Annotated in this window: 20 protein-coding genes; 8 read left to right on the top strand and 12 right to left on the bottom strand. The window is 42.3% G+C overall.

Going from position 1 to position 21,701, the window contains the following annotated elements; genetic code table 11:
- Positions 1-39: 39 nt before the first annotated feature.
- The 7 genes from BWD47_RS19515 to zapB all read right to left on the bottom strand — a co-directional run bounded on the left by BWD47_RS19515 (position 40) and on the right by zapB (position 5,318).
- Positions 40-882, bottom strand: a complete 843-nt coding sequence (locus BWD47_RS19515) for an amidohydrolase (RefSeq protein WP_036973333.1) — start codon at positions 880-882, stop codon at positions 40-42.
- Positions 879-1,604 carry an SDR family NAD(P)-dependent oxidoreductase gene (locus BWD47_RS19510; protein ID WP_036973332.1) on the bottom strand — a complete coding sequence of 242 codons (726 nt, stop codon included), beginning with the start codon at positions 1,602-1,604 and terminating at the stop codon, positions 879-881. Before BWD47_RS19510 ends, BWD47_RS19515 begins: the two co-directional genes overlap by 4 nt.
- A 9-nt stretch (positions 1,605-1,613) precedes the next feature.
- Positions 1,614-2,102 (bottom strand): peptidylprolyl isomerase, encoded by a 489-nt coding sequence (locus tag BWD47_RS19505; RefSeq protein WP_036973331.1) that lies wholly within the window; start codon positions 2,100-2,102, stop codon positions 1,614-1,616.
- 64 nt (positions 2,103-2,166) lie between these two features.
- Positions 2,167-3,666 (bottom strand): transglycosylase SLT domain-containing protein, encoded by a 1,500-nt coding sequence (locus BWD47_RS19500; RefSeq protein ID WP_178387099.1) that lies wholly within the window; start codon positions 3,664-3,666, stop codon positions 2,167-2,169.
- 28 nt (positions 3,667-3,694) lie between these two features.
- Positions 3,695-4,696, bottom strand: a complete 1,002-nt coding sequence (locus tag BWD47_RS19495) for an MBL fold metallo-hydrolase (protein WP_143474511.1) — start codon at positions 4,694-4,696, stop codon at positions 3,695-3,697.
- Between the two features lie 92 nt (positions 4,697-4,788).
- Positions 4,789-5,088 carry a cell division protein ZapA gene (locus BWD47_RS19490; protein ID WP_065979385.1) on the bottom strand — a complete coding sequence of 100 codons (300 nt, stop codon included), beginning with the start codon at positions 5,086-5,088 and terminating at the stop codon, positions 4,789-4,791.
- Positions 5,088-5,318, bottom strand: a complete 231-nt coding sequence (zapB, locus tag BWD47_RS19485) for a cell division protein ZapB (RefSeq protein WP_036973328.1) — start codon at positions 5,316-5,318, stop codon at positions 5,088-5,090. Before zapB ends, BWD47_RS19490 begins: the two co-directional genes overlap by 1 nt.
- A gap of 240 nt (positions 5,319-5,558) precedes the next feature.
- Here zapB and BWD47_RS19480 point away from each other — a divergent pair, with 240 nt between their 5' ends.
- Positions 5,559-6,398, top strand: coding sequence for a 23S rRNA (adenine(2030)-N(6))-methyltransferase RlmJ (locus BWD47_RS19480; RefSeq protein WP_065979384.1), 840 nt, complete (start codon positions 5,559-5,561; stop codon positions 6,396-6,398).
- A gap of 82 nt (positions 6,399-6,480) precedes the next feature.
- Here the strand turns inward: BWD47_RS19480 and BWD47_RS19475 are convergent, their stop codons facing one another.
- The 3 genes from BWD47_RS19475 to BWD47_RS19465 form a co-directional block, all read right to left on the bottom strand.
- Entirely contained in the window at positions 6,481-7,290 is an 810-nt protein-coding gene (locus BWD47_RS19475) for an META domain-containing protein (RefSeq protein WP_075594516.1), read from the bottom strand.
- A gap of 120 nt (positions 7,291-7,410) precedes the next feature.
- Complete coding sequence (locus tag BWD47_RS19470; protein WP_036973325.1) at positions 7,411-7,977, bottom strand: alkylphosphonate utilization protein; 567 nt, start codon at positions 7,975-7,977, stop codon at positions 7,411-7,413.
- A 75-nt stretch (positions 7,978-8,052) separates the two neighbouring features.
- Positions 8,053-8,823 (bottom strand): ABC transporter substrate-binding protein, encoded by a 771-nt coding sequence (locus BWD47_RS19465; protein ID WP_075594518.1) that lies wholly within the window; start codon positions 8,821-8,823, stop codon positions 8,053-8,055.
- 103 nt (positions 8,824-8,926) lie between these two features.
- Between BWD47_RS19465 and BWD47_RS19460 the strand changes: the two genes are divergently transcribed.
- The 7 genes from BWD47_RS19460 (at position 8,927) to BWD47_RS19430 (ending at position 17,842) form a co-directional block, all read left to right on the top strand.
- Positions 8,927-10,204: an EAL and HDOD domain-containing protein gene (locus BWD47_RS19460; RefSeq protein ID WP_065979574.1), complete on the top strand. Its 1,278-nt coding sequence runs from the start codon at positions 8,927-8,929 to the stop codon at positions 10,202-10,204.
- A 54-nt stretch (positions 10,205-10,258) separates the two neighbouring features.
- On the top strand, positions 10,259-10,864 hold the full coding sequence (locus BWD47_RS19455; RefSeq protein ID WP_074989218.1) for a paraquat-inducible protein A: 606 nt from the start codon (positions 10,259-10,261) through the stop codon (positions 10,862-10,864).
- A 52-nt stretch (positions 10,865-10,916) separates the two neighbouring features.
- Positions 10,917-11,270, top strand: coding sequence for a hypothetical protein (locus BWD47_RS19450; RefSeq protein ID WP_074989219.1), 354 nt, complete (start codon positions 10,917-10,919; stop codon positions 11,268-11,270).
- Between the two features lie 103 nt (positions 11,271-11,373).
- The gene (locus tag BWD47_RS19445) at positions 11,374-12,696 is read left to right on the top strand and encodes a TolC family protein (protein WP_075594515.1); all 1,323 of its coding nucleotides are present in this window, start codon (positions 11,374-11,376) and stop codon (positions 12,694-12,696) included.
- The gene (locus tag BWD47_RS19440; RefSeq protein ID WP_075594514.1) at positions 12,689-14,143 is read left to right on the top strand and encodes an efflux RND transporter periplasmic adaptor subunit; all 1,455 of its coding nucleotides are present in this window, start codon (positions 12,689-12,691) and stop codon (positions 14,141-14,143) included. Before BWD47_RS19445 ends, BWD47_RS19440 begins: the two co-directional genes overlap by 8 nt.
- Positions 14,140-17,244 carry an efflux RND transporter permease subunit gene (locus BWD47_RS19435; RefSeq protein WP_075594513.1) on the top strand — a complete coding sequence of 1,035 codons (3,105 nt, stop codon included), beginning with the start codon at positions 14,140-14,142 and terminating at the stop codon, positions 17,242-17,244. The genes BWD47_RS19440 and BWD47_RS19435 overlap by 4 nt, the downstream gene beginning before the upstream one ends.
- 142 nt (positions 17,245-17,386) lie before the next feature.
- Positions 17,387-17,842 (top strand): hypothetical protein, encoded by a 456-nt coding sequence (locus BWD47_RS19430; RefSeq protein ID WP_036973319.1) that lies wholly within the window; start codon positions 17,387-17,389, stop codon positions 17,840-17,842.
- 201 nt (positions 17,843-18,043) lie between these two features.
- Here the strand turns inward: BWD47_RS19430 and ppx are convergent, their stop codons facing one another.
- Complete coding sequence (ppx, locus tag BWD47_RS19425; protein ID WP_075594512.1) at positions 18,044-19,531, bottom strand: exopolyphosphatase; 1,488 nt, start codon at positions 19,529-19,531, stop codon at positions 18,044-18,046.
- Positions 19,524-21,611, bottom strand: coding sequence for a polyphosphate kinase 1 (gene ppk1 / locus BWD47_RS19420; RefSeq protein ID WP_075594511.1), 2,088 nt, complete (start codon positions 21,609-21,611; stop codon positions 19,524-19,526). The genes ppx and ppk1 overlap by 8 nt, the downstream gene beginning before the upstream one ends.
- Positions 21,612-21,701: the final 90 nt, after the last annotated feature.

The following is a 21,701-nucleotide window of genomic DNA, read 5'->3' as shown; positions in this document are numbered from 1 at the left end:
AACCTAAACCGCTTTTATTTAACTAAATATAGCTAGTTTTTAATCAATTTGATAGATTTCGTGGGCGTTTTTGTAGCTTAGACGATGCCATACGCTGTGCTGGTTACACAATGAAAAGTAATGCTGCCAGCATGTCTCGTAGCGTGTATTTATTTGGCAAACAGGAAAATTACTGGCAAACATAATACGCTGCTCGCCAAAGTATTGCAGCAGTGTATCAAGCAGCCATTGGTGCTTACTTGCAGCCAGTTTGCTGAACTCTAAGCCTGAGAACTTAATCGCAATATTATCACAGCGGCTTAATTTAATAACCGCGTTTAGCCATTGTTGTTCATCGCATATAAAGCCTAAATGGTTAATTACGACTCGTAATGAGGGAAGGGCATGGCAGTATTTTATGAGCTGCTCGGTAATGTGTAGGTTTTCAATTTCAAACTGTGCTTCAAATCGCAAGTTTTGCGCAGCAAGATAGGCTAAGTTTTCAAGGCAATTAGGTGCGAGTAAACGAGTCGCATCTTTACCTTCAGTAATATCGCGAATACCCACAAGGTGTGAATGTGTTAATGCCGAAAGCGCCAGACTAAATTCGTTCAAGGTAGCGTCTATTCGACAATAACTAATGGCTTTGTATTTGTAGCCGTTTAAATGCTGTGCTAGCCAGTTGAGCTCTTTAATAGGGTCATTATTATCGTACCCTGCCTCAATATGAACAAGTGCTTCTAATTGAAATGGGCATGCTGATTTTAGTTGCGCCATGCTAATAGGAGCTTTGATCTTATCGAGGTGAGGCCACGCAGGTGGTTTCTCGCCTTGCAACCAAGTGTATTGACCCTCAGTGAGGTTAAAAAAATGCACATGGGGGTCAATAATCTTGTCGCTCATTGCGTGGTATACCCACCATCAATACTGTGTAGGCTACCAGTGATAAAGCTTGCCTCAGGGCTAACTAAAAAATTAATCAATGCAGCCACTTCCTCTGGTTGACCTAAGCGCCCTAATGGTTGTAATGCAGCTTCTTCTGCGACGACGGCGGTTTTATCGGCGCCGCTTCGCTTGCAGTAAGCGTCAATTGCATTATGAAATAAAGGTGTTTCAATGGTGCCTGGGCAAATAGCGTTAGCGCGAATGTTAAATGCGGCATAATCCAGAGCGGTTGTTTTTGCCATTGAAGCAAGTGCATGCTTTGTTAAGTTGTAAGCAAAAGAATTGGGCTTACCAATAAGCGCTTGATCAGAGGCAATTAAAACAATACTACCTTGCCGTTTTGCTTTCATGCTGGGTAAAACTGCTTGAATTGCCGCATACGCGCCTTTTACGTTGAGCGCAAAAAGAGCATCAAACGTTGCCTCGTCAGTATCTTCAATGGTGGCACTTAAATGACGACCAGCATTAGAAATAAGCGCATCGATACGGCCTGTTTCTTGTGCTATATCAGCAATAACCGCTTTTACCTGCTCAACATTACTGACATCACAGTAGCGGTAGTGACCTTCTGATGGTGTAATATCAAGGTTATACACGATGTATGCTTCGCGCGCTAAGCGCTCAACAATAGCCTTACCAATCCCTTTACTGCCACCTGTGACAATTGCAACGTTTGTCATTATTTACCCTTAGTGGCTATGACCACAACCGCCTTCACCATGTACGTGACCGTGCGCTAATTCTTCACGTGTCGCTTCACGGACGTTGAGTACTTCAACGTCAAAAGTCAGTGTTTTACCTGCAAATGGGTGGTTTAAGTCACAATCTGCATTGAAACGACCTACTTTTACAATCGTCACTTGATGACGGCCTTGGTTTGAGTGAACAATCGCAGTCATACCCGGTTTCCACACTTTAGTGTTACCTTGTAAGTGCTTAAGTGGAATACGCTGAATAAGGTCATCAACACGCTCACCATAAGACTCGCTTGGCTCAAGTGTTACACTAAAGCTATCGCCAGCGCTTTTACCTTCAAGGGCTTTTTCAAGACCCGGTAGCATGCCTTCTGTACCATGGATATATGAAAGTGGCTCGCCATCTTTGCTTGATTCAATTTGCTCGCCTGCTTCACTTAATGTGTAGTGGAACTCAACGGCAGTGTCTTTGCTGATTTGCATGTTTTTTCTCTTGTAAACTTAGAATATAAACACTGATTTTACGCTAACCACAATGACACAGCAATCAAGGCTTTTTCAAAGAGCTTTCAATACCCGACAGCATAGCCTCGCTGGCGGATGTTTGAGGGGCTGGTGGCTTTGCTTGAGGGATATGCAAAGTTAGTATGGTGCCTGGTTTTAGTAGGCTAGACGCGCTGAGTTTATTCCAAATAGCCACGTCTTTATGAGGGACATCAAAAAGCTGACTAATGCTCCAAATAGAATCCCCCGGCTTTACTTGATAATCGACAGCAACAGTTGAAACAACGTCTTCTTGTTGCTCTAAATACGGGCTGATATTGTAATCAACTATTAACGATCCAGGCATCGTTTGAGGTTTACTTAGGCGCAATTGCTCACCCACTTTAATGAGATTCGAGGTTTTATTATTGAGCATTTTTAATTGGCTTATAGGCATATTAAAACGTCTTGCGATGCGATAAAGCGTATCGTCCTTTTGAACGGTGTACTCGCCAATAAAGTTATTACGAAATAGCTTACTCTGTAATAAAGTTCGCTGCTCTATTGGTAATATCAGCGTGTGGGGGCCATTAGGAGAGCTTTGATTCTTTAAATAGCCAGGGTTTAGTTTATGTAATTGGTTACGCCCAATCCCAGATAAACTCGCAATTACCGAAAAATCAAATTGCTGGCCGACATTAAACTCCGTTGTGAGCGGTTTATTAGCGAGTTTTGGGCGTTTTAGGCCTTTTTCAGGGTGTCTGATTAAGTGGCTGAGTGCTAATAATTTAGGGATATATTCAGCGGTTTCTTTTGGTAATGACAGCGACCAGTAATCGGTTTTCTTACCGAGTTTTTTATTCTTCTCGATGGCTTTCTTAACACGCCCTTCACCACTGTTATAGGCCGCGATTGCGTGTAACCAATCGCCATCAAAGCGTTTGTGCAAATAACTGAGGTACGCTAAGGCAGCATCGGTTGAGGCGAGAATATCTTGGCGGCCGTCATACCATTGGTCGCTCTGCACGCCAAAGTGATAGGCAGTTGCCCCAACTAACTGCCATATCCCCACAGCTTGCTCTGATGATTGAATAGTGGGTCTAAAGTCACTCTCTACGAAGGGGAGTAATGCAAGCTCCATCGGTAAATTCTGTTTTTCGACGCGTTTGACGATATGGTAAAGATACGGTGCAGCGCGTCGGTTCACTTTTTCAAGGTAGGCTGGTTGCTTTAAGTACCACTTTATCCGAGCTGTCGTATGCTTATTGGTTTGAAATACCAACGATAGATTATTTGCAATGTGTTGCCACAAATCAGCCGCTCGCGGTTTAGCGAGTGGCGTATCTTTATAAGGTTGAAGTTTTACAGGTTCAGCAGTCTTATCGGCTGTAGCAACAGGTTGCTCAGTCGGCTGTGTTTGTAAGCTTAAATCAGGCTTGAAATGGCTAAAAATCTCTGGCCGAGCCTGTTGCTCTTGTTGTGTATCTTGCTGAGTTGTTTGGCATCCTTGTAGGCCAATAAAAAAACTCAGCAATAGTAAATATTTCAAACGCATTAAAGCCATGTAATAAAATCCCTTTACTATTTTAGCGCTATTTTGACGATTTGGCCTGCTTAAGTCCAGCTTCTAGAAACATGACGAAAGCGCGTTGACCGACTTCATCAAGTTGATAGTCTTGTTTTATTTGCTCAGGAAACAGGGGAATTAACTCACCAATAGGCTTTTCGGGCTGTGCATTTGCAAGTGTCAAAATAGCAGATAAAAATGTTTTCGGCTGATTAAGTTCTGCAGGAGTTAGTTGTGCACCATGACCCGGTAAAATTGTTGTGATAGCACTATTTTGTTGAATTTCAGTTAACGCTGCGAGCCAATTATCTATTTGCCCATGCCCTGGGTAAGGTAACCAATCGGTTATATCTCCACCAAGTAATACCCGGCCATGATCGGCTGTTAATACTAAGTCGCCATGCGTGTGTGCTTGATACGGCATAACAGTAATCGGGTAATCACCAAGGTCGAGATGCGTTTCTTTAGCAATACGGATTGCGGGGGGGTTGAGTGTTAATTCGCGCCAACGAAACAGGCGTTTTTTAGCAAGTGATAGTTTTTCTCGCCAAACGGCTTGTTGTTCTTGTGGTTGGCTTGCTAAACGTTGATAACTTAGTTCTATGCTTTTTTCATAGCCATCAAGTTTATCGTTTAAGGCTTTTTGATAGTGGGTGAATTCATTCGCTAGTTGCTGATGAACAATCAATTTTGCATCAGGGAACGTGGCTTGTAACACTGCAAGACCCAGCAAGTGGTCATCATGATAATGACTCGCAACCAAGTAGCATAAAGGTGTTTTTAAGCGCTTTTTCAAACGCTGTGCGAGTTGCTCAACCGCGGCAAAATCACCGCTGGCATCAAACATAAGTGCACACGTTTTACCTTCAATAAGGACCTGGTTTGAATCGTAAAAGCGCAGCGATGCCTGTTGTTGTAAAAATTGAATCTCAGGGCTGATAGTCTGCCATGTAACCTTGGCTTTAGATGAGAAACTTGCTGTTAGTAGCGCTAAAAAAGCCCACATTGATAAAGCATATATGCGCATTCTAATTTGCTCGGTTATTATTCAGGTTGAGCATTGTAAACAAAAAAAGCGCAAGATGCGCTTTTTATATAACCAATACCACTCACGGCGTGTTAAGTCGAGTGAGTTTGGTCTAAGTACTGGCTAAGTTTATCGATTAAAGAGTCATGCTGTTGCTCTTGTTTTGCTTGTTGCGATTGTGCTTCGAGCAATTCATGGCTTAAGTGCAGCGCAGCCATTAATAACGCTTTTTGTTCATTACGAACAGAAGAGCGTTGTTTCATTTGGTCCACTAAGTCATTCAAATGTTGTGCAGCAGCAACTAGGGCGTTCTCTTGTCCCGGTGGGCAAGAGAACTCATGTTCTTTACCTAGTAACTCTACGGTGACCCGCTGACTTTGTGGGCTGCTCATTAGCTAGCCTGATGTACGCTTTGTAATTTCTCAAGCAGGCCAGTTAATGTGCTGCTTGCTTCTTTTTGTTTTTCTTCGCTATCGAGTACTTCAAGTTGAAGCGTTTCGTTCTCGTCTATTAATTTGGCAGTTTGATCTTTTAAGCTTTTCACTTCGCTTTCAAGTTCGCTGTTTCGGTGGATTAATTTGTCGATCAGTTGTTCGAGTTGGGAAAGGGTTTCGTTATTCATAAATGCGCTCATAAAACTGTGATTATTGTCATGCAAATGTAAAGGAAAGTGTGTTGATATGCCAGCATTTACGCCTGTTTTAGCGTATTTTTATTTAAAATTAAGGTGTAATTCAGCGTAGCTGCATTTTTATTCATTTATGGTTCACTCTGCGCTTAGATTTTAGGATTATTCACTATTTATCATGTACAATATCTTCATCTATTTTTCATGCAGCACTGCATTTAGCGATTTATAAATATGCTTAGTTACCGACACTCTTTTCATGCAGGCAATCCTGCTGATGTGCTTAAACATCTGGTTTTAGCTGAAGTTCTTAAATACCAAACAATTAAAGATAAGCCTCTCGATTATATTGATACCCATTCGGGGGCGGGCTTTTTTGAACTAGCGGGCAGTGATGCACAAAAAACACAAGAGTATTTAGATGGCATAGCAAAGCTTTGGCAGCACCAGAGTGAGCATGCACCGTTAAATGAGTATATAGAGCTGATTAAATCGTTTAACCAGAATGGCGAATTAGATTTCTATCCTGGCTCGCCAAAAATTGCTGAACACTTTTTGCGTCGCCAAGATAATGGCTGGTTTTTTGAGTTACATCCTCGCGACTTAGCATTACTTAAGCAGAATATGATAGGTAAACGCTCTATCCGTGTGCGTGGCGAAAATGGTTTTCAAGGGTTAGTTGGTCTGCTGCCACCGCCATCGCGTCGTGCATGTGTGCTGATTGACCCTCCATACGAAATTAAAGATGACTATGATACGGTGGTAAAAACCCTCGTTAAAGCGCACAAACGCTTTGCAACGGGTACGTACATGATTTGGTATCCGGTCGTTGATCGTGAGCGCATAGATAAAATGGAAGCAGGTTTAATCGCATCTGGCATGCGTAATATTCAATTATTTGAATTAGCCACCGAAGCAGATACTGAGGTACATGGTATGACGGCCTCAGGCATGATAGTGATCAACCCACCATGGAAACTAAAACAGACGATGGACGCGGTTTTACCTGAGCTTGTTTCTGTATTAAGTGACAGTAGTGGCTTTTATCGCAGTGAGCAATTAGTTGAAGAGTAATGCTGCAACAATGTGCCTATTTAATAAAGGGTATAAATAAAAAACGCCCCGCAATTGCGGGGCGTTTTCGTGTTAACTGTCATTAATTCATATAGGTTGCTGCAAATGTAGCAAGGGGTTCGCTGCTGCCATCTAATAGCGTAAGCTGCTCACCATTAATTGAAAATTGCGCTGTCGCAGTGAGTAGAGCTGACATTGCAGCTTCAATATCCATTTGCTCGATACACATTTTCTTAGTGCTGGCTAACGGGTTGAAGGTGAGTGATTGATTATTCACGTCATAGCTGCCTGAAAAGCTATTACAGCCAAGGAAACCATGCGTTGAGCCATCTTCTTTAAATTGAATGAAAGGCTCTTTTGTTTTTACTTTAACGGGTTCACCGTTAATCGTGACTGCTTTCCAATATGTATTAGTTAACGTTACATCGGGCTTTTTCGCCGACACTTTAGATACCGTCACTTTATACACATCATTCTGAGCACCTTCAGCAAACGGGTTGTTGTGAGTGGTGCTAATGTATAACAGCTTGCCTTGGTTTTCGATTCGAGCGCCGACGCTATAACGATGGCGATCAGCAATTTTACTTTCATCATACTCAAGTGCGACGTTATAAGGAGGCGCCCCTTTTAACGCAACTTCTTGTTCGCTGATCACGTCTGCTTTTGCATCCATTTTTGATACATCGGCTAACTGCACTTTCAATACAGAGCCAGGTGGCAGCATGCTACGGTCTAAATAAGTAATTTGCGTATTGAGCGTTTTCATTGTTGATTGCTCTGCTTGAGGCGCGGCAGAATCTTCGCCACAACCGGTAAGGACTAAGCTGCTTCCTAAGATCATTACGCTGCAAAGTGAAGCACGTTTTAAAGATGAAATGGTATCCGAAGCCATGATATTTTCCTTGCGTTTTTAGTGTTATACACTGAGATTATTGTATTAGCATAAAGTTCGCTGACTTAATCATAGCTTAATTGAGTCAAAGTGGGCGCAAGGCCCATTTTTAATAAGAAATTATTTTTTCACGTATTTTGTTAGAATAACGATACGTTGCCCATCGACACGTCCTTCAATGTGTTCAGGGTTACTGGTTAAACCAATATTTCTTACGGCGGTGCCGCGCTTAGCAACGAGGCTGCTCCCTTTTACATCGAGATCTTTGATTAGCGTTACTGTATCGCCGGCTTGCAGCACAACGCCATTACTGTCGATATGTTTAATGTCATCATCTTCAGCAAGGGCTGTTTGCGCCCACTTTAGCGTGTCTTCTTCAAGGTAAATCATGTCTAAAGCATCTTGTGCCCAGCCATTATCTGCCGCTAAACGTTTTAACATACGATACGCCACCACTTGAACGGCAGGCGTTTGACTCCACATGCTGTCATTTAGGCAATGCCAGTGAGTTGCAGTTAATTCTGCGTTATTTTCGATTTGGTCTTTGCAAGTCTGACAGACATAGATACATTTATCAGAGTGAGCTTCCGTGACAGGAGGGACTTCGTATACAGATAAATTCTCTGTTGCGGCGCACAGTTCACATTGGTTATTACTGCGTTCGATAAGGGCTTGTTCAATGCTCATAGGAGGCTCTTTTTAGTTAACAAGAAAAACAGCGCGCAGTATAGCAAATGTAGCCCCAAAGCGGAATATCCCTAATTATTGTGGGGGTATGTTTTTTGTGTATTTATTGATGATGGTATCAATCGTGCCATTATTTTTAAGTTGCTCAATAGCTGCATTTATATTCTTGAGGAGCGACTGATGTTCTGCTCGGATACGAATTTTCAAATTACCTTGTGAATGAAGGGCGCCAAGCTGCGTATTGATATTGAACCAGTTTGACCAGTATATCGCAGAGAGCTTATCAATAATTGACACCTCTATTCTGTTGAGTTGTAATGCTTTAACCAGCTCTTTTTCGGAGTGAAAATCAACGCGCGTGAAGCGCTCATCATCATAATAGTAATAGCCAAGTACCGTGCCGACAGGGTGCTTTTTTATTGCCTCTAAATCTTGCCATTTGTTGATATTTTTACTCAAGCTAACAAGGTATTCTTCGACGGTAAATAAATTATCTGAATAGCGGAACATGTCATTTTCTCGCTCTTTCTCACTGAGCCATTCAGGACTGATAACATCAAAATCGATGTGGCCTAAATGAAGATACTTAACCGTGCGTTTGGCTGGCAATTCAATGTGTTGTGCATCAATGTTAGACAGACTTAGCACATGTTGGATGATTTCTGGCAGGATACCGGGCGAGTTTTCGTCATCAATATAGTATGGGTAATAGCTTCCAGAGGCCGTAATATTATACTTTAACGCAGGGGGCGATGCCGCATACGCAGAGCTAAAAATAGCACCGTATAAAATTATGAAAAATAACGAAAAAATTAAGTGCAATGGACTATGTTTAAAGTTATTCATAAATTTAGTTTGGTCGGGTTTTTCTTTTTTAGCAAGGAAAACATCTTTCACTATACTTATAACAATTGTAATGTGGCTTTAGTTACATTTAGTGAGAAGTAATATGTCAGAGTTAAATATGGAAGGTAAAAAAAGTCAAAACGTGACTCAGTATATAGCCAGGCAGCCAATATTTAATGCTGATAGAAGTGTGTATGCGTATGAATTGTTATACAGAGAATCGAGCGATAATGTTTTTCCGATAGGAACCAGTGATGGCCAAGCCACCGGACGACTCTTTTTTAATGCATTGATGTTAATGGGACTTGAAAAGCTTACAGGGTTTCAACCTGCGTTTATTAATTTATCGACCGATGCCATTCTTGATGATTTTCCGCGACTGCTCCAACCAAGCAGTGCAGTACTCGAAATAGTTGAGCGAACGACAAGTATCCCAAAAGTTGTAACACGTGTTAAACAGCTCAAAAAAGAGGGCTATTTTTTTGCCCTTGATGATTATGATGGCACTGAAAAATGGCAAGACATACTTCCTTTGATGGACTTCATCAAGTTAGAGGTTGAGCATCCTATTATTAAAACCAATATGATGATCAAAAAGCTAAAACGCAGTTACCCAGATGCAATCATAATTGTTGAACGCATCGAAAATTATGATGACTTTAAACAGTTAAAAGACGCGGGTTGTGATTTATTTCAAGGCTTCTTTTTTGCAAAGCCAGAAGTGCTTAGCTTTGGTAATGTTGAACCGTCGAAAATGGCAGTACTTGATTTACTAAGCTGTACAGCAAGGCCCGATATTGACTTTGATGCGGTGCAGCAACGCGTTGGTCGAGACCTTGGTTTAACAGCGCGTATTTTAAGATTGGTAAATGCACGCTCACCTAATTCACAACAAACGATAAAATCAATCTCACAAGCGGTTATTTATTTAGGTGAAGATGCGATTCGTCAGTTTGTCCGTGTTTTAGCATTAAGTGAATTGGGGAATGATAAACCACAAGAATTAACCAAGCTTGCGCTTACACGTGCAAAGTTTATTGCGCTGATGCTTGAACCCGGTGGTAAAGAGCTATCAGAGCAAGGTTATTTAGTCGGATTGCTGTCTGTGCTTGATGCCATTCTCGATATGGAATTAGATAGAGTTACAAAAGAGTTTTCACTCGGCGCAGAACTTTCCAGTGCATTGTTAAGCTTTAATGGTATGCAAGGTATTAGCCTGCGACTTGTAAAAGCAATCGAAGAAGAACAATGGCAAGACGTGCGGTCATTTTTAACCATGATTCGGCCAGCTTCACACATGGACGTTGTATTTAAAGCAATGTACAGCGCACGTGCTTACGCAGATGAAGTATTGACGACCTTGTCATCAATTGCAGACTAATGATATTGAGTTGGTTATTATGTTCGCACTGTTAGTGGATAAGGTTTTTATACCATGCGTTCAATATTTCCAATTGTGACGATTATTTTTGCCCTCGCTTTACTTGTCCCAGGGGTTACTCAGCCCGTTCTCACGTTAGAAGGTAAAATAGATAAATCTAAGTTAGCTAAAACAGGCATTGAAATGTTAGCAGATGAAGGTGACAGAAATACGCGCAGCGTATTGATGATGGCCTCCAGTATGTTAGGTCTTGATAAGCTTGAAGGCGAAATAGACGCGTACAAAAAAACGCGCAGTATTTGGGGCACTGTGAACGAGCTTGCTAACAATAAAAACTACTTAGTAGCGGTACTCGTTGCGGTGTTTTCGATTGTTATCCCGACAATAAAATTATTGATGCAGTTACTGTATTGTTTTCTTCCCGTGAATAAATTTAAGCAGTTACTCGGTCAACTTATTCAGCAACTCAGCAAATGGAGTATGGTTGATGTATTTGTCATTGCATTAATCGTTGCTTATTTAGCAGGCAATGCCGATGGTCAAATGGGTGAGTTGATAAAAATGCACGCAGAGCTGGGGGTGGGTTTTTGGTATTTTACTGGCTACTGTTTATTTGCAATAGCCGCTAGTAGCAGTATAAAAATAGAGAAACCCTTGTAGTTGGCGTAATTTTCAGGCTACAATTTACACGATTAATATTTAAGGTATGTTGATGACGCGACTTTCAAGCTATATGTTAATAGCCATGATGCTGCTCACATTTGTGAGTCAGTCAGTTGCGTCTGTGTCAATGGTCTGCGACATGCCGCATGCTTCAATGGCTATGAATCATCATGCCGATATGGACAATGATAACGACATGTCTGACATGGACTGTTGTCATGAAGATACCATGGACAGTGCCGACTGTGCGTGTCCATTTAATGCGTGTACTGCGCATTCACTCCTTCCTCTTAATAGCACAGTGATGAATGCTAACAAACAATCTGAAAAAGTACGTTTGTTTAATGTTAGCCAACGCAGCTACCCTATAAGTTCTTTATATCGCCCACCTATTACTGCTTAAGCAGGATAGGTCTGTCAAAAATTCAGCTAAGCGCTGCTTTACAACCCATTCTGCCCCTAACTCTATTGTTTTTTAACTTTCTAGAATTTTAGTGGAGCATGTGATGACTCACAGCAAATTTTTAAAGGCATTTTGCCTTGGTGTATTAGTAACGACTTCCAGTATGGTTCAGTCTAATCCATTAACACTGAATGGCGTGGTTGAATACGCACTGACGCATGAGCCTTGGCTACAAGCAAACAAATATCAGCAAGAGGCAATTGAAGCGCAAAGTATTGCCGCAGGCACCTTGCCAGACCCTGTTCTGACGGTAGGGCTAATGAATTTACCGACGGATGGTTTTGCCTTTGATCAAGAAGGCATGACGCAATTTAAGGTCGGTTTATCACAACAGTTTAGCCGCGGTGATAGCTTGGCATTACAGCAACAAGCGTTAAGGCAATCGGCCGAGCAATACCCATGGCAACGTGCTGACCGACAAGCGCAAGTAAAGGCTATTGTTACTGAAGCATGGTTAAATGCCTACCGAGCTCAGCAAAGTATCCAATTAATTAACCAAGATAAAGCCTTATTCAACCAATTGATTGATATCACAGAAGCAAGCTATGCAAATTCTTTAGGGACTACGCGCCAGCAAGATATCATTCGTGCTCAGTTAGAGCTTACACGCTTAGAAGATAAATTGGTGATGCTTGAGCAGCAATTCGATAGTGCGAAAAAGCGCTTAGCACAGTGGTTGCCAATTGACATGCTAAGTGGTCCTGTCAGCAGTGATAATGGTGATGTGGCGGCTTTAATGCCATACCAAAATATGCAACCAACAGGCGTGACCGAAGTGCTTATGGGGCATCCTGCTGTTGTGGCTATTGAGCATGCCTTACGTGCAAAAAGCACACAAATCGAAGTGGCAAAAGAAGCCTATAAGCCACAGTTTGGTATGAATGTTGGCTATGGTTATCGTGATGATACGCCGATGGGAAGTTCGCGCGCCGATTTATTCTCGATAGGGGTCAGTGTTGATTTACCCTTATTTACAGATAACCGCCAAGATCAGCAAGTTAATGCGGCTATTGCAAATGCTGAAGCAGTTAAAACCACAAAGCTGATCACGTTACAAAAACTGCAAGGTCAATACTTTAAAGAGCTTAGCCAGTTAAGTCGCCTAGCCCAACGTCGAGCGCTTTATGTCGAGCAGCTTTTACCACAAATGGCAGAGCAAGCCGAAGCCACATTAAATGCATATACCAATGATGATGGGGACTTTTCAGAAGTCATGCGTGCTCGTATCAGTGAGCTAAATGCAAAAATAGATGCCCTAAATATCGATATCGACACACAAATTACGCTGGCACGTTTAAATTATTACGCAGCAGCAAAAGACAGCCAAATTAATGCAGCACAAAGCCAAGGAGCACATCATGAATAATACCGTTAAATTAGGAGTGGCTTTGGCAGTGGGTGCCGCTTTGGCAACCGTAGTAAATCAGCTTTCTACTGCTGATCATTCCGCTATGCCAAGTGCAGAAAAGAAACCTCTGTATTGGGTTGCTCCCATGGATAGCAACTACCGACGTGATGAGCCAGGATTGTCGCCAATGGGCATGGAGTTAGTACCAGTGTATGAAGAAAACAGCGCCGAAGACAGCCCCGGAACAGTTAGAATATCACCTGCCGTTGTCAACAATTTAGGTGTTAGAACCGCACCGGTACGTTTTAAGTCACTGCAAACTACCGTTGATACTGTGGGCTACGTGCAATACGACCAAGATCAATTAGTGCATATTCATCCACGTGTTGAAGGCTGGATTGAAACGCTGTTCGTGAAAGCTGCGGGTGATCAAGTAAAGCAAGGTGAACCCCTCTATACCTTGTATTCTCCACAGTTGGTGAATGCGCAAGAAGAGTTACTACTTGCCCTAAAGCGCAATAATAGTGTGCTTATTCGTGCTGCCAAAGCGCGTTTGGCCTCATTAAATGTATCGAATGATTTTATTGAGCGCTTAGAGCAAAGTCAGAAGGTCAGACAAAACATCACCTTTTATGCCAAGCAAAGTGGTGTACTGGATGAGCTAAACATTCGAGAAGGCTTTTATGTGAAGCCCGGCACAACCATGATGAGTATTGCTCACCTTGAAGAAGTATGGGTTGAAGCTGAAGTGTTCGAGCGCCAAGCTGGGCTTATCAGTAAAGGTTTGCCTGTAACAATGACCTTAGATTATTTACCGGGCCGTCAATGGCACGGCAAGGTTGATTATATTTATCCTACCCTCGATGAGAAAAACCGTACATTACGTGTGCGCCTCCGGTTTGTGAATGATGAGGGCTTATTAAAACCGAATATGTTTGCTGAGGTTAGTATTACGACTAAGCCAACAGAGCCACAGATAGTGATAGCGAAAGAAGCGGTGATCCGCACAGGTAGCCAAGACCGAGTGGTGGTTGATTTAGGTGAAGGGCGCTTTAAGTCCGTCGCTGTGACCATTGGGCGCAGTGATAATCACGACATTGAAATTTTATCAGGCTTACTAAAAGACGATAACGTAGTGACATCAGCGCAATTCTTGATTGACTCCGAATCAAGCAAAAGCTCTGACTTTATGCGTATGCAAGAGCCTGATAGCGAGAGTGCCATGGTCAATGGGGTGATCAACAGTATTGATCGCAAAGCCAGAACCGCGGTGATCAGCCGTGAAGCAATTCCAAAATGGGGCCGTGAGGCGGCAACCGTGGAGTTTCATTTTTCGCCGCGTATCGATTTATCACACCTACAGCCTAATGACGAAGTACATTTCACGTTTAAGCTGGTAGAGGGTGAATTTATGATTTTTGACATCATGACCTTAAGCCATCTAATGCAAGGAGAGATGAAATGATTGCAGCAGTCATTCGCTGGTCAGTCGGTAATCGTTTCTTTGTATTACTGCTGTCCGTCATGCTGGCAGGCTTTGGTATTTTTTCTTTGAAGAATACGCCAGTTGATGCGCTACCTGATTTATCTGACATACAGGTCATCGTTAAAACATCCTACCCGGGGCAAGCACCACAAGTAGTGCAAGACCAAGTAACGTTTCCAATTACCACCGCTATGCTCTCGGTACCAGGGGCACAAACGGTCAGGGGCTTTTCATTTTTTGGCGATTCGTATGTTTACGTCATATTTAATGAAGACACCGATTTATACTGGGCACGCAGTCGGGTGCAAGAGTACTTAAGTCAAGTGAGTGCTCGCTTACCTGAGTCGGCTCGACCAGAGCTTGGTCCCGATGCAACAGGGGTCGGTTGGATTTACCTTTATGCATTAGTTGATAAAACAGGAAAGCACGATATTAGTCAGCTACGTAGCTTACAAGATTGGTTTTTAAAGTTTGAATTGCAAACTGTACCAGGGGTGTCAGAAGTTGCATCGGTCGGTGGCATGGTTAAGCAATACCAAGTCAATGTAGACCCCGATAAACTGCGTGCTTATGGTATTCCTCTGAGCCTGATTCAAACGGCAATTAAGCAAGGTAACCAAGAGCGAGGTGCCTCTGTTGTTGAAATGGCCGAAGCGGAATACATGGTATCAAGCACCGGTTATATTAAAAGTGTGGCCGATTTAGAGGCTATCCCGTTGGGGACTAATGCCAACGGAACACCGCTGCAGCTTCGCGATGTTGCCGATATAAAATTAGGGCCGCAAATGCGTCGCGGTATTGCTGAGCTTAATGGTGAAGGCGAAGTGGCTGGGGGCGTTGTTGTGATGCGCTTTGGTGAAAATGCACAAGCCACAATTAAACAGGTTAAAGAAAAGTTAGACTCTTTGAAAAAAGGCTTACCCGAGGGCGTTGAAATTGTGCCTGTCTATGACCGCTCTAATTTAATCACCAAAGCGTTGGATAATTTGACCTCAAAACTGATTGAAGAATTGATCGTTGTAGCCTTGGTGTGTGTGGTGTTCTTGTTTCACATTCGGTCATCAATTGTGGCAATTATTACTTTACCAATGGGCATATTAACCGCATTTGTGGTTATGTATTGGCAAGGTATTAATGCCAATATCATGTCACTTGGGGGAATTGCGATTGCGATTGGCGCGATGACGGATGGCGCGATTGTTATGATCGAAAACATGCACAAGCACATGGAAAAAACCCCTCTAACCGACGAAAACCGTTGGCAAGTGGTGATGGACTCGGCTTCAGAAGTGGGCCCTGCGTTATTCTTTAGTTTATTAATTATTACTGTCAGCTTTATGCCGGTGTTTATTCTTGAAGCACAAGAAGGGCGTATGTTCTCTCCGCTTGCTTACACCAAGACCTATGCCATGGCAGCCTCCGCTGGCTTAGCAATAACCTTAGTGCCGGTGTTAATGGGTTACTTTATTCGCGGAAAAGTTATTTCTGAGCAAAAGAACCCAGTCAACCGTTTACTTGTGGCAAGTTATAAACCGTTATTAAATGCGGTTCTTAAAGCGCCAAAAACCACGCTAGTGATGGCTATCATTTTGGCTGTAGTCGGTTTTTATCCGGTTAATAAGATTGGCAGTGAGTTTATCCCTCCGCTTGATGAGGGGGATTTAATGTATATGCCCACAACCTATCCGGGTATTTCAATCGGTAAGGCCCGAGAACTCTTACAACAGACCGATAAACTTATAGCCAGTGTGCCAGAAGTCGAGAGTGTCTTTGGTAAAGTGGGGCGGGCTGAAACAGCCACTGATCCCGCGCCACTCACCATGATTGAAACCTTTATTCAGCTTAAGCCTAAATCACAATGGCGTGAGGGAATGACAACCGAAAAGCTTAAAAAAGAGCTTGATAGCTTAGTGAAGTTCCCCGGCTTAACGAATGCGTGGGTTATGCCGATTAAAACGCGTATCGATATGCTTGCCACCGGTATTAAAACGCCAGTGGGTATTAAAGTAGCGGGCCCTAAGCTGAGTGAAATACAGAAAATTGGTGAGCAAATTGAAGTGATATTAAAAGACTTACCGGGTACTGCGTCTGTGTATTCAGAGCGAGTAGCGGGTGGGCGCTATATTAAAGTGGATATCAATCGCGACAAGGCTGCGCGTTATGGTCTTAACATTGCCGATGTACAACAGGTTGTGGCGACTGCAATTGGTGGTATGAATGTAACCGAAACGGTTGAAGGACAAGAGCGATACCCGGTTAATTTACGTTATCCACAAGATTACCGTGATTCGCCAGAAGAGCTCAAGCTGCTGCCTATTGTCACTGCAAGTGGGCAGCGAATTGCACTGGCTGATGTGGCTGATGTCTTTATCGAAGACGGTCCTCCGGGGATTAAGAGCGAAAATGCGCGAATCAATGGCTGGAGTTTAATTGATATTGAAGGCAGTGATATCGGCAGCTATGTTGAGCGTGCCCAAAAGGCACTGCATGAGCAGCTAGAATTGCCTGCTGGCTACTCAATTACGTGGGCAGGTCAATACGAGTACATGGAGCGCGCTAAAGCTAAATTGAGTTATGTGCTACCGCTAACGCTCGCTATCATTGTGGTGCTGTTATACCTTAACTTTAGAAGCTTTATTGAAGTGGCGATGATCATGCTAACACTTCCTCTGGCAATGATTGGCGGTATTTGGCTGATGTATATTGAAGGTTTCAACTTCTCTGTTGCTGTCGGGGTTGGTTTTATTGCGCTTGCAGGGGTTGCCGTAGAAATAGGGGTGATCATGCTGGTGTATCTTAACCAAGCTTATCTCGAGGCTAAACAGCAAGCAGAGCACTTTGGTGTCGTTGAACTTCGCCAAGCAATCATCAATGGTGCAGGATTAAGGGTTAGACCTGTGATGATGACCGTAGCCACTATTATAATTGGTTTGTTACCGGTGCTTTACGGTACTGGCACCGGCAGTGAGGTAATGAGCCGAATTGCTGCGCCTATGGTCGGTGGGATGTTCAGTGCCGTGGTACTGACCTTACTGGTGCTACCTGCTTTGTATTTTATCTGGCGTAAACGAGACCTATAAATTTTACAGCCAGTGTGTAACTTGTACGCTCTTTTTGCGTACAGGTTACACATAACACAGTTTATTTATTGATTTAAAAGAGTTTTTAATCTGGATTGATTTATGCATTTATTTATTAAATTGACTTTAATAAGGAATGCACATGCAAGTTAAAACAATACAACAGGTTTATGATTGGACCGTTTTATTTCACACCCAAATGGCGGCCAACTTCCATAGTGTAAAAGACTTATTGGATGAACATAATCAAATGCTGGTGGAGTATTATCTCAACTATGAGAAAAAGCTCGCCGAAGATTTGGTTGGCTTTAAAGCCATTACCGAAATAAACACCCTTGATACTTACTGTTATGAATACTTTGCAGACAACCCTGAACTGATCACATTCAGTGACATCAGCACTGATCAGCAAATAGACGAAACAGCCATTCAAGTTTACCTATCAACTCAACATAAAAAGGTGATCGATTTATACGAGTACCTTGTTTCGCGAGCAGAAACCCAAGACACGATTGAAAAGCTTGAGCGCTTACTCGAACTTGAGCATCAAGGCTTAAAGCAAATGATGCAAAGTGCTAATCGTCATAGGGATATGTAATACCATTAATCCGCAATAATACTTAATCATTTTGGGTGATTAAACCAGTTGCTACCTGCGTTAAAAAGGTCTGATTTACGACTGTATGTATGCAGGATGCAGAGCAATGGCCGAGAACAACTAAATAACGACATTTTAGCCTTGTTATCAACGCGGTTTTATTGCCTCAAAATAGACCACTAATTAAGCAGAGCGGTATCATTAATGAAAATCGAGCAAAAAGCCGACTTTTTTAAGGTATTTTTGTTCTTGCTGTAAATCGGCCAAAAGCAAAGTATGTTCCTTCAGCCACGTGTCGTTGAATTTTAAGAACATGCTATTTTGCTTGGCCGTTACCGTTAACGACACGCCTTGATCTGGTGTGCGTTTTTGATTTAAAAGCACGGCAAGACGCAAAATCACGATCAGCTGTAAAATTTGATGGTGTTGCACTGTGTGTAAAGTGGGAAATTGGTCTAAACGAATCTTTTTACGGTAAAAGCGGATCATACAGCTGAGTAGCGTTTGCTGTTGCTGTGTAAAGCCCGGAAGCTGACTATTTGCCACAATATAAGCACTGTGTTTATGTAAACCAGATGAGTTTATGCCCAGCCCTATTTCATGTAACTGTGCCGCCCAATTAAGTAAATTTAAAAAATCGGGATGGCTGAGCTGCCAAGGTGTTTTAACGTGTTCAAAAAACCATTCAGCGGTGCTAGATACGCGGTTTGCGTGTTCTTTGTCGATGGTATTGCGATCGCTTAAATTATGAATGGTATTGGTGCGAATATCTTTGTGTGCGAGTTTTTGCTGCATTTCATGCAAGAGCCCTTCACGCAGTGAAAAGTCACTGTATTGCATCGCATCGATGTCGAAAAGCGTAAAGAGTGCAATTAAAATCGCGAGCCCACCACAAATACTCTCTTGTCGCTCAGGTGTTAAACCTTCAATGTGTAAATTTTGAATCTGTTTAGCGGCAATAAATTGCGTTTTAAGCTCATGCAGTCTTTCAAGAGTAATCAGCTCTTGCTCTGCGTCATTTGCATTAATCATTGCCAAAATTGATTTTATTGTACCCGATGTCCCCACGACAGATTGCCAACCTGTGTTGATGTAGTTCGCAAAGATAACTTCAAGCTCTTGCTCTGCGCGTATTTGTGCTTTCGCGAAGCGTTTGGCATTAATTTGTCCATCAGCAAAAAACTGCTTTGTATAGCTGACACACCCCATGTTTCGGCTTGAAAGTAAGCGATGCTTAAAGTGTTTACCGATAATTAATTCGGTGCTTCCACCGCCGATATCAATGACTAAGCGATTATTATCATGATGAATGTAATGTGCGACGCCTTGGTATATCAAGCGCGCTTCTTCTTGTCCTGAAATGACCTCAATCGGGTATGGAAAAACGTCACTGGCTTGGGTTAAAAACGAGTGAATGTTTTTGGCACGTCTTAGTGTATACGTGGCGGCAACTTTAACGTTCTCAAGTGGAAAGTCCTGTAATGTGGCTGCAAACTGCTTAAGGATAGCTAAAGCGCGTTCGATTGCCGCTTGGCTCAAATGATTTTTATCATCTAAGCCATCTGCTAAATAAACCCGCTGCTTTTCTTTATGGAGTATTTGCAAAGAGCCATCGACTTCTCTTGCGACCACTAAATGAAAACTGTTTGAGCCTAAATCTACTGCAGCAATTGAAGGATAATCATTCATTATTATAGTTACTTTCCCATTTCTTTAAGTGATCGTAGATGGCAATTTGCGAGCGAATTTTCTTGCGATTACCTCGGCGAACATAGTGATTTTTCTGCTCACTGTCGATCAAACGTGCTTTAGTTCGGTCTTTAAACTGTAGCTCAAGAATATCAATAATGAGTTGCTTAAGTTTTGCGTCAAAAATAGGAACGGCCACTTCGACACGATGGTCTAAATTTCGGGTCATCCAATCGGCAGAGGAAATATAGACTTTTTCATCACCATTGTTATGGAACACCATCACTCTGGGATGTTCTAAAAATCGGTCAACAATGCTTATGATACGAATATTGTCATGCGCACTGGTGGTTGTAGGGACTAATGAGCACATACCGCGAACGATAATACGTATTTTAACACCGCGTCTTGCAGCAAAATAAAGGTGATCGACAAGCTGCTTATCAACTAAATTATTCACTTTTAAGGTAATACGGCCCTGTTTTCCACGCTCTACGAGGGCGATTTCATCATCAATGAGCGCCATAATCGTTTCGCGCGCATTCACAGGCGAAATCATTAAATGTTCAAAATGAAAAGGTCGGTAGCTACTTTCAATAAATTTGAACACGCTGTCACACTCTTCTGTGATCCCCTCGTGTTTGGTGAATAAGCTAAAGTCGGTATAAATTTTTGCGGTTTTTTCATGGAAATTCCCCGTCCCAATGTGAGCATACTTCACGACGGTGTTTTTTTCTTTACGGTGAATAACGCACAATTTACTGTGCACTTTTAATGCGGGAATACCAAAAATAACTTTAACCCCAGCATTACTAAGCGTTTTCGCCCACTCAATATTATTTTGCTCGTCAAAGCGCGCCTTTAACTCAACCATAACTGTGACATGCTTGCCATTTTTTGCAGCATTAATCAGCGTTGACACTAAGCGCGATTGGCTCGCAACGCGATATATATTTACTTTAATTTGCGTAACATCAGGGTCAAACGCAGCTTGGCGGACAAACTCTAATAAATGATTAAAGGTGTGATAGGGGTAGTAGAGTAAAATATCGTGTGCTGAAATCGCGTCAAACACACTTGAAAACTGATTAAATGCAGCACTTTTTAACGCCGCCAATGGTTTATTTTCTAAGTATTGGCGACCCACATTCGGAAAGGCGATAAAGTCTCTAAAATTGCGATAGCGTCCTGCAGGAATAAGCGCATCATGCTGGCTTATATTGAGGCGTTTTTTCATGACACTGAGCATGTCATCGGGCATGCTTTCATCATAAACAAGGCGTACAGGCTCGGCATAAATCCGCTGTTTTAGCCCCTTCGACATTTTATCGAGCAACCCTTCTTCAAGTTCATCATCTAGATTGTACTCAGCATCACGGGTTAATTTAATTGCATAGCACTGAATATCATCAAAGCTAAAAAAGCTGCTAAACACATCGCGAATAAAATAAGCGATGATGTCATCCAGCATCACAATGGTTTTATGGCGACGAGTTTTCTCTGGCGGCAAAATAATAAAACGCGGCACTCGGTCGGTAGGGACTTCAAGCATTGCGTAATGGCTTTTTTGCGTACTCATTTCGACAAAAAAGTAGGTCATTGTGTCGTTAATTTGATCGGAGTAGTCTTTTTTCTCTGTGATCAAAATAGGTAAAATATGTTGCAATACACTGTCGTGAAAGAATTTTTCTAGCCAGTTTAAATGGAATTCGCTTAACTTTTCGGGTAATTCAACATGAATATTGTGCTCATTTAAGTCGGCTAAAATATCCTTATGAATTTGATTAAATTTCTTACCTAGTTGCAGTACTTTTTTTTGTATTTGCTGTAACAGTATTTCGTCTTCTTCAAAATTCGCGTCAGGCAGTTTGTTAAGTAGAATACGACGCTTAACATCGGCGACACGCACACGGAAAAATTCGTCCATGTTGTTTGAATAAATCCCTAAAAAGCGCATTCGTTCGATGATTGGGTTCGACTTGTCTTTTGCTTCTTGCAGTACGCGCTCATTAAAAGACAGCCAACTAAGCTCTTTGGCAAAGTAAGTGACGGCGTGTGAAGAGGAGTGACTTGCGTTCATCTGTTTTTCCAACGTTTCTGGCTAGTTAGAATATAGAGGATGCAGATGACGGTTATGTGACATACGTGTCACTAATGTGACACGTCGTTA

The organism is Pseudoalteromonas sp. PAB 2.2 (genome assembly GCF_001938575.1).
Lineage (GTDB): Bacteria > Pseudomonadota > Gammaproteobacteria > Enterobacterales > Alteromonadaceae > Pseudoalteromonas > Pseudoalteromonas lipolytica.
Note: the sequence above shows the minus strand (reverse complement) of the source record. Positions and strands in the feature narration are given on the sequence as shown.

Bases quoted from the DNA above. Each gene is read 5' to 3' on its own strand.
- BWD47_RS19495 (WP_143474511.1), bottom strand. From the start codon at position 4,696: ATGCGCATATATGCTTTATCAATGTGGGCTTTTTTAGCGCTACTAACA.
- BWD47_RS19440 (WP_075594514.1), top strand. From the start codon at position 12,689: ATGAATAATACCGTTAAATTAGGAGTGGCTTTGGCAGTGGGTGCCGCT.
- ppx (WP_075594512.1), bottom strand. From the start codon at position 19,531: ATGAATGATTATCCTTCAATTGCTGCAGTAGATTTAGGCTCAAACAGT.
- BWD47_RS19490 (WP_065979385.1), bottom strand. From the start codon at position 5,088: ATGAGCAGCCCACAAAGTCAGCGGGTCACCGTAGAGTTACTAGGTAAA.
- BWD47_RS19455 (WP_074989218.1), top strand. From the start codon at position 10,259: ATGCGTTCAATATTTCCAATTGTGACGATTATTTTTGCCCTCGCTTTA.
- BWD47_RS19465 (WP_075594518.1), bottom strand. From the start codon at position 8,823: ATGAATAACTTTAAACATAGTCCATTGCACTTAATTTTTTCGTTATTT.
- ppk1 (WP_075594511.1), bottom strand. From the start codon at position 21,611: ATGAACGCAAGTCACTCCTCTTCACACGCCGTCACTTACTTTGCCAAA.
- BWD47_RS19445 (WP_075594515.1), top strand. From the start codon at position 11,374: ATGACTCACAGCAAATTTTTAAAGGCATTTTGCCTTGGTGTATTAGTA.
- BWD47_RS19475 (WP_075594516.1), bottom strand. From the start codon at position 7,290: ATGGCTTCGGATACCATTTCATCTTTAAAACGTGCTTCACTTTGCAGC.
- BWD47_RS19460 (WP_065979574.1), top strand. From the start codon at position 8,927: ATGTCAGAGTTAAATATGGAAGGTAAAAAAAGTCAAAACGTGACTCAG.
- BWD47_RS19480 (WP_065979384.1), top strand. From the start codon at position 5,559: ATGCTTAGTTACCGACACTCTTTTCATGCAGGCAATCCTGCTGATGTG.
- BWD47_RS19450 (WP_074989219.1), top strand. From the start codon at position 10,917: ATGACGCGACTTTCAAGCTATATGTTAATAGCCATGATGCTGCTCACA.
- BWD47_RS19510 (WP_036973332.1), bottom strand. From the start codon at position 1,604: ATGACAAACGTTGCAATTGTCACAGGTGGCAGTAAAGGGATTGGTAAG.
- BWD47_RS19470 (WP_036973325.1), bottom strand. From the start codon at position 7,977: ATGAGCATTGAACAAGCCCTTATCGAACGCAGTAATAACCAATGTGAA.
- BWD47_RS19500 (WP_178387099.1), bottom strand. From the start codon at position 3,666: ATGGCTTTAATGCGTTTGAAATATTTACTATTGCTGAGTTTTTTTATT.
- zapB (WP_036973328.1), bottom strand. From the start codon at position 5,318: ATGAATAACGAAACCCTTTCCCAACTCGAACAACTGATCGACAAATTA.
- BWD47_RS19430 (WP_036973319.1), top strand. From the start codon at position 17,387: ATGCAAGTTAAAACAATACAACAGGTTTATGATTGGACCGTTTTATTT.
- BWD47_RS19505 (WP_036973331.1), bottom strand. From the start codon at position 2,102: ATGCAAATCAGCAAAGACACTGCCGTTGAGTTCCACTACACATTAAGT.
- BWD47_RS19515 (WP_036973333.1), bottom strand. From the start codon at position 882: ATGAGCGACAAGATTATTGACCCCCATGTGCATTTTTTTAACCTCACT.
- BWD47_RS19435 (WP_075594513.1), top strand. From the start codon at position 14,140: ATGATTGCAGCAGTCATTCGCTGGTCAGTCGGTAATCGTTTCTTTGTA.